This is a genomic window from Prochlorococcus marinus str. GP2, assembly GCF_000759885.1.
Lineage (GTDB): Bacteria > Cyanobacteriota > Cyanobacteriia > PCC-6307 > Cyanobiaceae > Prochlorococcus_A > Prochlorococcus_A marinus_J.
In genome coordinates this window covers 448964-459909 of record NZ_JNAH01000008.1, presented here as the reverse complement: position 1 = coordinate 459909, position 10946 = coordinate 448964, and the positions used below count along the sequence as shown (strand labels likewise).

The window sequence follows — 10946 nt, the reverse complement described above, 5'->3', positions numbered from 1 at the left end:
TCAATACCAACATCAGCTCTTATTAATAGAGTCTCTAATTCATCAAGAGATTCAGGAGTTAGGGGATCATCTCCCAATTTATCCAACAATTCAGTAACAAATCCTTTTCTTGTTTCTTCTAATCCTTTTCTTAATTTAGTTAGCCAATCAATTTCATCTATCGAAATTTGATTTATTTTCTTTCCTTGAGCAGCTAAAACCATTGCTGACCACGTAAAATTATCATCAAAATCTCCTAGTTCAGGTTCAGAAAGATTTTTTGGCGATTCAGAAAGATTCTCTTTACTCTCAATATCAATTAATTCCTGTTTTTGCTCTTCTTGATTCTTTAATTCCTGTTTTTGCTCTTCTTGATTCTTTAATTCCTGTTTTTGCTCTTCTTGATTCTTTAATTCCTGTTTTTGCTCTTCTTGTCTTTTTTTTAAAAGTGCATAAGCTTGAGCAGCCCACTCTCTGGAATTGTCAGAATCAGTATTAGTCATTAGATATTTATAATTCCTATTTAATAAATTTTAAAATACTATTTATTTATATCAAATAATTACTTTAATTTTACTGTTTGTAATCTCCTTAAAACTCCATTAATAAATTTTCTTCCTTGCATATCACTATATTTATTAGCTAAATTTACTGCCTCATCACAAGCAACAGCAATTGGTGTATTTAAAAAATTAATATCCACATAGGCTAATCGTAAAATATCCCGATCAATTCTTGGTAATCTTTTTAATCTCCAGCCTTCCATTGATTGATCAATCTCAGAATCAATAACTTTTAAATTATTAATAATAAATCTTATCCTCTCATTTATGTCCTCTCTTATATCAGTTTGACCACTAGAAATTATTAATTTTGGAAATTCTAAAGATGCTGAGATTGTATTCATTACAGCTTCAATTTTTGTGAGGGATTTTTTTAAGTCTTCTCTAACATTTGAAAAAGAAGGATTTACCCCTTCATGCAATTCACTGTCTAATATCTTTTGTGATGCATATTCTAATTCTGACTCGCAATTATCTAATTCATCTCTGCAATGGTCTATGAGGGCATCCAAAGAAGATTCAAAAATTTCTTCTATTTGAAATTTATTTAATTTAAAATCACCTTTATCTTTTATGAGACCTAGAGAAATTAAAGATAATTCTCTAGATAAGGATTTATTGTTATGCATCAATTAAGAAGAAGTATTAGTGGAAGCACGCAATTGAGAAAATAATTTTGAAAATGTTGGATTTGATGTATTATTTTTTTCATCTGGATTGACTATCCCAGCAGAAATTATCGTTCTAAAAGCATCTTCAACAGAAATATCCAAATCCTTAACAGAGGTTTCAGGAACCAAAGTGTACCACCCAGTAGTTGGGTTTGGTGCTGTAGGTATAAAGACACTGAGCAATTTTTCGTTCAATTCTGGCTGAAGAGAGGGACCAACATCGCCAGTCACAAAACCTACACTATATAGTCCCTCTCGTGGATATTCAACCAAAACAACTCTTCTAAATCGATTAGATTTATTACTTAAGAAAGTTTCAAGCAGTTGTTTAAGGGTTTTATAAACTGCTCCTGCAACAGGAATTTTTGATAAAGTACCTTCTCCAAATTCTAATAACCATCTTCCTACGAAATTTCTTGCCATCAAGCCTATAAGCAAAATAGCTAGTAAGGGAACAGTTAATCCCAAAGTAAGATTAATTAAATCTTGTAATAAAGGATTTAAAGTAATAAAAGGATTTAATTGCTTAGGAACAGAGGTAACAAGCGTTAAAACAAATTTACTAACTAATGATGACAGCCAGATAGTTGTTGCTAAAGGTATTACAACCAACAAGCCGGCAATGAGATCGTTTTTTAGATCCTGTTGGAGCCTAGATCCTAGGTTCGTCTCTTGATTTTGATTAGATTCAACCAAAATTACGTTTCTAACTTTATTTAACTTTACTAATAATTTAACTGTTTTTAATTATTTAGGATACTTTTTTTTTTAATAAATTTAAATTATTTATTAGTTTACTTTTCAAAAAGAACTTTTTATAAGCAAAGCGTTACATAATAGAGAAATGATAAACACCATTCAAAGGAAAAAAGAAATAAGTAAAAAATTAAAAGAAAGGGCAATTGCTGAAGGTTTTACATTATCTGGAATTGCTTCAATTCCAGGCAGCTCAAGGATAAAATTAAGAACTGATGCATTAGAGAGGTGGTTATCAAACAACCACCATTCTGAAATGAAATGGATGGAAGCAGAAAGAAGAAAGAACATAAGTACACTTCTCGAAAATGCAAAAAGTGTTTTATGCGTTGGGTTTACTTACATTAATTCACAAAAACAAAATAACCTCTTCAAGGTAGGGAAATTTAGTCAAGGAGAAGATTACCATAAAGTGATTTACAAAAAATTAAAGAATATTGGTAAATGGATTAACCTTGAAATTCCAACTTGTAAATGGAAAATATGTGTTGATACCTCCCCGCTTCTTGAAAAAGCTTGGGCTGAAGAGTCTGGTCTTGGATGGATAGGTAAAAACAGTAATTTAATAAACCAAAAAAATGGTTCCTGGTTTACGTTAGGTTTTATGATCCTTACACAAGATTTAATACCAGATACGCCTCATCAATCACTTTGCGGAAAATGTGATATTTGTATTGAAAATTGTCCCACAAATGCAATAGTTGAACCCTTTGTAATAAAATCAGATTTATGTATTGCGTATCACACGATAGAAAACAGAAAAAAAACTATTCCAAAAAAAATAGAAGAAAATTTAAATGGATGGGTTGCCGGATGCGATATTTGTCAAGATGTATGTCCCTGGAATAAATCAGTGCCATACAATAATACTATTGAAACTACTCCTAAAAAATGGATTAAAAATCTAAATATTGATTCTTTAAATTGGGATGATGAAACTTGGAAAAAACATCTTCATGGAACTACATTAAAAAGAATTAAACCATGGATGTGGAAAAGAAATATAAAAGCAAATTTGAAAAATGAGAAAATAAAATGAAAAAATTTTTAAAAAACATAATTTGCATATCTTTGATAACCTTTAACTTTTTTAAAGTAGAAAAAGTTCAATCAATCGTTCCCTATTATTATTTCCCGACAATAAAAAGTTTACAAAAAGAAAGTTTATCTATTGGCAAAAGTGCCTATCAACTTCTATATTTTGGACAATATAAAGATAGTCTTAATTTAGCGAAATTAGCTGTAAAAATAAATGCAGCAGATGAAAAACTATGGTTAATCTTGTCAGAAGCACAGATCGCCAATAAATTATATAAAAACGCATTACAGTCTCTAAATAAAGCAGAAAAAATCAACTCAAATATTAGTGAAATATACTTTGCTAAGAGTAATGTTTTCCTACAAATTGCCCAACAAAAAAATGCAAAGATTGCTTTAGAAACAGGATTAAAAATTGAACCAAATAACCATAAAGCTATTTTTCAATTAGGAAACATATTACTAATGGAAAAAAATTACTTAGGTGCAATAAAACTTTTTGATAAATCTATAGAAATTAAGCCTGATTTTTGGCAAGCAGTTAATAACCAAGGTTTAGCTTATTTCGAGAAAAACAATATAAACCTATCAAAAACACTTTTTGAAAAGGCGATCTCTATTGAAGAAAACGCTGAACCTCTTCTAGGACTTGCCTCGTGTTTAAGAATTAAAAATATTAATTTAGCGCTTGAACTAGCAAAAAAGGCTTTAGCTAAAAATCCCAACTATGTTAGTTATGAATATAGAAAAGAACAGTTATGGGGAGAAAAGTTGCAAAAATCAACAGAAATACTTTTACAAAATAAAAAGCTTCAAGAAGATGTATTACTAGCAAAATCAAAGATAAATATATCTTCTTAAATTTTTAATACTGGTAAATATTTTTTTACCAATTAATCTTAATTTAGTTAATCAATACATATTCAATTTTGCGCTCTAATGGATAAGAAAAAATTTACTTCCATCTCACTCCAAGAAGAAATGCAACGTTCTTATCTGGAGTATGCAATGAGCGTAATAGTAGGACGTGCACTACCCGATGCAAGAGACGGCCTTAAGCCTGTTCAGAGAAGAATATTATTTGCAATGTATGAATTAGGTTTAACACCAGATAGGCCATTTAGAAAGTGTGCGAGAGTTGTTGGAGATGTGCTTGGGAAATACCATCCTCATGGAGATCAAGCAGTATATGATGCATTAGTAAGGCTTGTACAAAGTTTTTCAACAAAATATCCTACTTTAGACGGTCATGGAAATTTTGGATCTGTAGATAATGATCCACCAGCAGCAATGAGATATACTGAGACCAGGTTAGCTCCAATAGCTCACAAAGGATTTCTTGAAGAAATAGGATCAGAAACAGTAAATTTTTCAAATAACTTTGACGGTTCCCAAAAAGAACCAGATGTTCTTCCAGCCCAACTTCCATTTTTATTGTTAAATGGATCTTCAGGTATTGCTGTTGGAATGGCAACAAACATTCCACCTCACAATCTAGGAGAAATAGTAGATGGTTTAATTGCTCTAATAGAAAATAAAGAAATAAGTGATAAACAACTTTCTAAAATTATAAAGGGACCTGACTTCCCTACAGGGGGGGAATTAATTTGTGGGAATGCATTACAGGAACTTTACAAAACAGGAAAAGGATCAATAACAATTAGAGGTGTAATAAAGATAGAGGAGTTAACTTTAAGTAAAGGAAAGCATAAAAAAAATGCATTAATCATTACAGAGCTTCCTTATCAAATCAATAAGGCAGGTTGGATTGAAAAACTAGCAGAACTTGTTAATTCAAACAAAATTAATGGAATATCTGATATTCGAGATGAAAGTGATAGAGATGGCATGAGAATTGTAATAGAATTAAAAAAAGATTCTAATGCTGAACTTGTAATTTCAAATTTGTATAAAAAAACAACACTCCAAACCAACTTTGGGGCAATTTTTTTAGCATTAATTAATGGTAAACCTATACAATTAAACTTAAAACAATATCTCAACTATTTTCTCGAATTTCGTGAAGAAACAATTAGAAAAAGAACTAATTATTATCTTAAAAACACACTTGAAAAACTAGAAATATTAGAAGGTTTATCTAAAGCGACGAAAGATATAAAAAAAGTTATCGAAACCATAGAAGAATCTGAAAATTCTGCAGAAGCCAAATCAAAATTAATTGAAAAGTTTTACTTGAGTGAGAAACAAGCAAGTTCAGTTTTGGATATGCCTCTAAAAAAATTAACAAATCTCGAAAAAAATCAGATAGATGATGATTTAGAAAAATTACAAGAGAAAAAAGATTATTTTCAAAAATTGTTAAATGAAAGAGAATTATTACTTAAATTACTTATAGAAGAATTATTAATACTAAAGAAAAAATATGACGTTAAAAGAAAAACAAAACTACTCAAGAATATAGATCAAAATGAAGAACTAGAAACAATTAATAATCAGATATTAGAAGACTTCGTAAATAAAAAAACTAAATTATATATTGATAATAGGCTTTACCTAAAAAAAATGATTTTAAATAATTATAAGAAATCATTTGAAGAAGTAAATAAAATTATAGATAATAAAAACATTCAAAAATTTATATTCAAAATAGAAAAAAATATAAAATTAATTGGAATTACTCTAACAGGAAAAGTATTTCATATTGATTGGGAGTCAAATATTAATAATGACTTTAAATTAGATAATAAAATCATTGGGAATATTAATCAAAATGAAATATTAAATTTTCATTCAATGAAAAAAGGAATTAAAAATTATTTATGTATCTTGAATTCTGATGGAAGATTTAAAAAAGTTTTATTTGATGAGAATATGTTTAAAAGTAATAGATCTTTTGCAATAACTAAGTTGAAAAATAATATTCAAATAATTGATTCATTTATTTCTAGTGAAGAAAACAATTTGATAATATTAACGTCAATTGGAAGACTATTTAAATTCAATTTATCAAATAAAAATTTAAACCCCACAACAAAACAATCTCAAGGATTAATGCTTGCAAAACCTTTACCAACTGAAAGGATTGTTTCTTGTTGTCAATATAAAAATGGAGACAATATTTATTTAATTTCAAAGCAAGGAAAAATATTTTGTATTAATAGTAATGAAATTTATTATGCAAATGAATACAATTTGGGGTATTTAAATGAAAGAACTCAACTTAAAAATGATTACTTTCTAAAAGTTTCACCAAGTAATCATTACCTGGATATTGAAACTAATAAAAATAAATCCGCAAGGTTAGATTTTGATAAATTAAATTTCACATCTAACAAAACAAATTTTTTAATTAACTTTTTAAATTTAGAAAAAGGAGAATATCTCGAAAATTGTTTTCGACTAGAAAACTTAATGCACTAGGATTTATATACATTTTCAACCCAATTTAAGTACTCTCGATTTACTGTTCCAGTTACATATTTCCCGGTAAAGCAACTCATTTCCAAATCTTTTATAGAAGTTCCTCCTATTATTGATTTACATAAATTTTCAACACTTTGATAAACGAGGTTATCAATTTCAAGTTGATCAGCAATTTCGCGAATTGTTCTATCATGAGCTATTAACTCATCTCTATTAGGCATATTAATTCCATAAACATGAGGAAAACGAACAGGAGGCGCCGCTGATGTAAAAAAAACTTTATTTGCTCCTGCATCTTTAGCCATCTGTACAATTTCTTTTGAAGTAGTACCTCTTACTATAGAGTCATCAACAATTAATACATTTTTATTTTTAAACTCTGTACTCATAGCATTTAATTTTTGTCTTACAGATTTCTTACGTTTCTGTTGACCTGGCATTATGAATGTTCTACCTACATATCTATTTTTAAAAAAACCTTCTCTATATTCTATCCCTAATTGTCTAGCAACTTGCATAGCCGCAGGTCGAGAAGAGTCTGGAATAGGCATTACAACATCTACATCACCCGATTTAATTGTTTCTTTTATTGTTTCAGACAAATAATCTCCCATTTTTAAACGAGCTTTATAAACCGATATTCCATTCATAATTGAATCTGGCCTAGCTAAATAAACATATTCAAAAGCACAGGGACATAATATTGGATTTTCAGAACATTGTTTAGAAAAAAACTCACCATTAAGATTTATAAAAATAGCTTCTCCAGGTTCTACATCTCTCACTACCTGATAATCATTATTCTCAAGAACTAAAGATTCGCTGGCAACCATCCACTCTTCCTTCTTTGTTTTTGATGAAAGTCTTTTTCCTATAACTAATGGTCTAATACCAAAAGGATCTCTGAATGCTAATAAACCATGCCCTGAAATTAGTGCAATAGATGCATATGAACCCTGAATTCTTTTATGTAAGGATTTGACAGCATCAAAAATAATATCAGGTTCTAATTCTTGATTATGAATTTGATCTTGCAATTCTGTCGCAAATACATTTAATAACATTTCAGTATCACTTGAAGAATTTGTATGCCGCTTATCAATATTAAATAGTTGTTTTTCTAAATCTCTAGTATTGGTCAAATTACCATTATGAATCAACACAATTCCATAGGGCGCGTTTACATAAAAAGGCTGGGCTTCCTCCACACTTTCTGCGGATCCTTTTGTTGCATATCTAACATGTCCTAAACCAATTTTACCAATTAGATTCCTCATATCTCTTGTTCTGTAAGCAGTATTAACCTGACCTTTAGCTTTATGAATATGAAAAATAGTGTTTTCCATTGTAGCTATACCTGTTGAGTCTTGACCTCTATGCTGAAGAAGCAAAAGACTATCGTAAATTTGTTGATTTACATCATCTGAAGAAACGATTCCAACTATTCCACACATAACTTAATTTCTTAAAAATTTTAATTGTTGAAGAATATTTTTCATATTTAAAAGTGACATGAGATACCATTATTAAATTTTTCGGTTAATTCCTCAACCCTAATATTGCAAATATTTCTATTTTGATTTTTTATATTAAGAGTCTGATTTGAAACATAGCCTATTTTTTTTATATATATACTTGATTGCGAATTTATTTGAATTTTTTTTAAATAATTAAGCCATTCTTTTTCTTTCGTTTTATCTACTGAAAAAATAATTCTTGAACCTCCTTCTGAAAATAGTAAATTATCATCTCTGTTTTGATCATCTTCCTGTAATTCAATTTTTGCACCCTTCGCTGACAAAATGCAGCACTCTGCTAAAGCAATAGCTAAGCCTCCATCACTTATGTCATGAGATGAAACTACAAAACTATTTAAAATCCCATTTCTTAAAAAACTCTGGCAAAACTTTTCATCCAACAAATGTATTTTTGGAGGTCGACCTGTAACTTCACCATGAAAATATTCCAAATAAGAACTAGCTGCAATTGTTTTTTCTGATTTGTGAGAACCAATTATCCAGATTTGATCATCAATATTTTTCCATTCACTACTTATGGCTTTTTCAACATTATCAATTTTTCCAACCATTCCAATAACAGGGGTAGGATTGATTGGATTAATTTTATTTTCTTTATTTTTTGATTCATTGTATAAAGAAACATTTCCTCCTGTGACAGGAGTTTCTAAAACTTTGCAGGCTTCAGAAATTCCATTGCATGATGATGAAAGTTGCCAATAGCCAATTTGATTTTCTGGAGAAGAAAAATTTAAATTATTTGTAATTGCTACTGGTTTCGCCCCAACACAACTAACATTTCTTGCTGATTCTGCAACTGCAGCGATCGCTCCTCTAAAAGGATCAAGAGCAACCCATCTACTATTACAGTCGACTGAAGCAGCAACACCAGCAAATACCTTACTTTTATTTTTTTGATTTTGCTCTCTTAATCTTATGACAGCTGCATCTGATACTCCAGGTTTAAAAACTGTATTTGCTTGAACTTGAGAATCATATTGTTTATAAATCCATTTTTTAGACGCAATTGATGGATTAGAAAGAAGTTTTAAAATAATTTGTGAATAAGTAAAACTTTTATTTTCCTTCAATGAAAATATTTTTTGCTCATTACTTTCTGGTAAATTATTTTCTTTCCACTCCCATTTCTTAAGCAAATAATCAGGTGGATTATTAATCACATTATGAACGTTTACAGGAGTATCATCAGACAAAGCAGAAGTAGGAATTTGAGCGACAATTTTACCTTGATGAGAAATAATTACCTCATTAGTTTCTATTACTTCTCCAATTACATTTGCATATAATCCCCATTTTTTAAACTTTTCAATAAGGTTATTAACTTTTTCTTCTTTTACAACCAATAACATTCTCTCTTGTGATTCAGATAATAAATACTGGTATGAAGACATATTATCTTCTCTAGAAGGAACTAAATCTAAATCAATAGATATACCTAAATTTCCATTTGCTGCCATTTCTGCACTACTGCAAGTTAAACCTGCTGCACCCATATCTTGAGCTGCAATTACATCTCCTGTTTTAAAAGAATCTAAACAGGCCTCTATGAGACTTTTCTCAATAAATGGATCACCAACTTGTACTGCAGGTCTATCATCTAATGAGCTACTAGTTAATTCTGAGCTTGCAAAACTAGCACCTCCAACACCATCCCTTCCAGTAGTATTGCCTACATATAGTACTGGAGATCCAATATTTTTAGCTCCAGAACAAACGATTTCATTAGTCTCTAAAAGTCCTAACGCCATAACATTAACTAATGGATTTCCAGAATAACTATCATCAAATTCGATTTCACCTCCCACGGTAGGGACACCTACACAATTTCCATAATGTGATATTCCCGATACAACTCCTCTAAGTAAATCAATATTAGACTGTTTATCAAGATTTCCAAATCTCAAAGAATTCAATACTGCTATTGGCCTTGCTCCCATTGTAAAAATATCTCTTAATATTCCTCCTACCCCTGTCGCAGCCCCTTGAAAAGGTTCTATAGCAGAAGGATGATTATGACTTTCTATTTTAAAAACAAGTTTTTGATTATTGCCAAAATCAACAACACCAGCATTTTCTCCCGGGCCAACTAAGATGTTTTTTCCTTTAGTCGGAAATTTAGATAATAAAGGTTTTGAATTCCTATAACAACAATGTTCTGACCACATTACACCAAACATCCCTAGTTCAGTTCTATTTGGTTTCCGCATTAACCTATTACAAATTTCTTCGTAATCATTAATTGTTAGATTTTCAATTTTAAGTGCTTCATTAAGATCATATAGATCATTTTTTTCTAAATTTATCATTCTTTAAATCCAAGGTTCATCTTCTTTTTTATCACTAAAAGATCTTGATGTTCTATCGTAATTATAAAAACTTTTTTGTTTATAATCTAAGTTTTGGTTTATATCTTCATCTTCTTCAAGCCATTCCTCTAATCTATTAGAAGCTATATTTTTCATATCATCGAATCTATCAAAAATTTTTTTTCCTTTTTGCAAAAATTCATTTTTAATACTTGATTTAATTAATGATAAATCATCTATAGAATTGCTTTCACAAAATACTAAGCCCGGTTGTTGATCATTAATATTTTCAATATTTAGTTTCCACCTACTTGAACCTGGAATTTTAGGATTAGATCTAGAAACTATATAATATTTAATTTTACCCGTTTTTATTTCAAAGAGAAAATCTGCAATTACTCCTATTTTTGAACCATTTGTATTTATCAAATTAGCTTCTATTAAAGTCGGAAACCTATTTAAAGTTGCTAAATCAGAAATTGCTGGATCACCATTGACATAAATTTCATTATCTATTATTTGACTAATTTGATTTAATCTCCAAACATTTCGTTTTAAATCAAAGTTTGAAGGACGAGAATACCATCCTAAAATTCGATGCACTGGAGGATGCATCCAAACATTTTCACCATTTCCGTAATTAAGAGCTAAATTACCCTTAACATTGCAATTAAGTAAATCACTTAATAAAATTTCTTTCGGTAGCTTCAA

The 10946-nt window shown here is 29.5% G+C and carries 8 protein-coding genes and 1 pseudogene; 3 read left to right on the top strand and 6 right to left on the bottom strand.

What is annotated here, in order from left to right; translation table 11 throughout:
* The 3 genes and pseudogenes from EU91_RS0108920 to EU91_RS00105 all read right to left on the bottom strand — a co-directional run.
* A pseudogene (locus tag EU91_RS0108920) lies at positions 1-482 on the bottom strand (signal recognition particle-docking protein FtsY); the annotation flags it as partial.
* A gap of 59 nt (positions 483-541) precedes the next feature.
* Complete coding sequence (gene nusB / locus EU91_RS00100; RefSeq protein ID WP_032525231.1) at positions 542-1171, bottom strand: transcription antitermination factor NusB; 630 nt, start codon at positions 1169-1171, stop codon at positions 542-544.
* Positions 1172-1174: 3 nt separating this feature from the next.
* Positions 1175-1909 (bottom strand): DUF502 domain-containing protein, encoded by a 735-nt coding sequence (locus EU91_RS00105; protein ID WP_032525230.1) that lies wholly within the window; start codon positions 1907-1909, stop codon positions 1175-1177.
* A 148-nt stretch (positions 1910-2057) separates the two neighbouring features.
* Here EU91_RS00105 and queG point away from each other — a divergent pair, with 148 nt between their 5' ends.
* From queG to EU91_RS00120, 3 genes are all read left to right on the top strand, one after another.
* A complete protein-coding gene (gene queG, locus EU91_RS00110; protein WP_032525229.1) occupies positions 2058-3008 on the top strand; it encodes a tRNA epoxyqueuosine(34) reductase QueG in 951 nt (316 codons plus the stop codon).
* Positions 3005-3868, top strand: coding sequence for a hypothetical protein (locus EU91_RS00115; RefSeq protein WP_032525227.1), 864 nt, complete (start codon positions 3005-3007; stop codon positions 3866-3868). Before queG ends, EU91_RS00115 begins: the two co-directional genes overlap by 4 nt.
* Before the next feature lie 78 nt (positions 3869-3946).
* Complete coding sequence (locus EU91_RS00120) at positions 3947-6388, top strand: DNA gyrase/topoisomerase IV subunit A (RefSeq protein WP_032525226.1); 2442 nt, start codon at positions 3947-3949, stop codon at positions 6386-6388.
* Here the strand turns inward: EU91_RS00120 and purF are convergent.
* The 3 genes from purF to EU91_RS00135 are packed head-to-tail and all read right to left on the bottom strand — an operon-like array spanning position 6385 to position 10946.
* Positions 6385-7845: an amidophosphoribosyltransferase gene (purF, locus tag EU91_RS00125; RefSeq protein ID WP_032525225.1), complete on the bottom strand. Its 1461-nt coding sequence runs from the start codon at positions 7843-7845 to the stop codon at positions 6385-6387. The two genes, EU91_RS00120 and purF, sit on opposite strands and share 4 nt — an antisense overlap.
* Positions 7846-7892: 47 nt before the next feature.
* Positions 7893-10235, bottom strand: coding sequence for a phosphoribosylformylglycinamidine synthase subunit PurL (purL, locus tag EU91_RS00130; protein ID WP_032525224.1), 2343 nt, complete (start codon positions 10233-10235; stop codon positions 7893-7895).
* A gap of 3 nt (positions 10236-10238) precedes the next feature.
* Positions 10239-10946 carry a PRC-barrel domain-containing protein gene (locus tag EU91_RS00135; protein WP_032525223.1) on the bottom strand — a complete coding sequence of 236 codons (708 nt, stop codon included), beginning with the start codon at positions 10944-10946 and terminating at the stop codon, positions 10239-10241.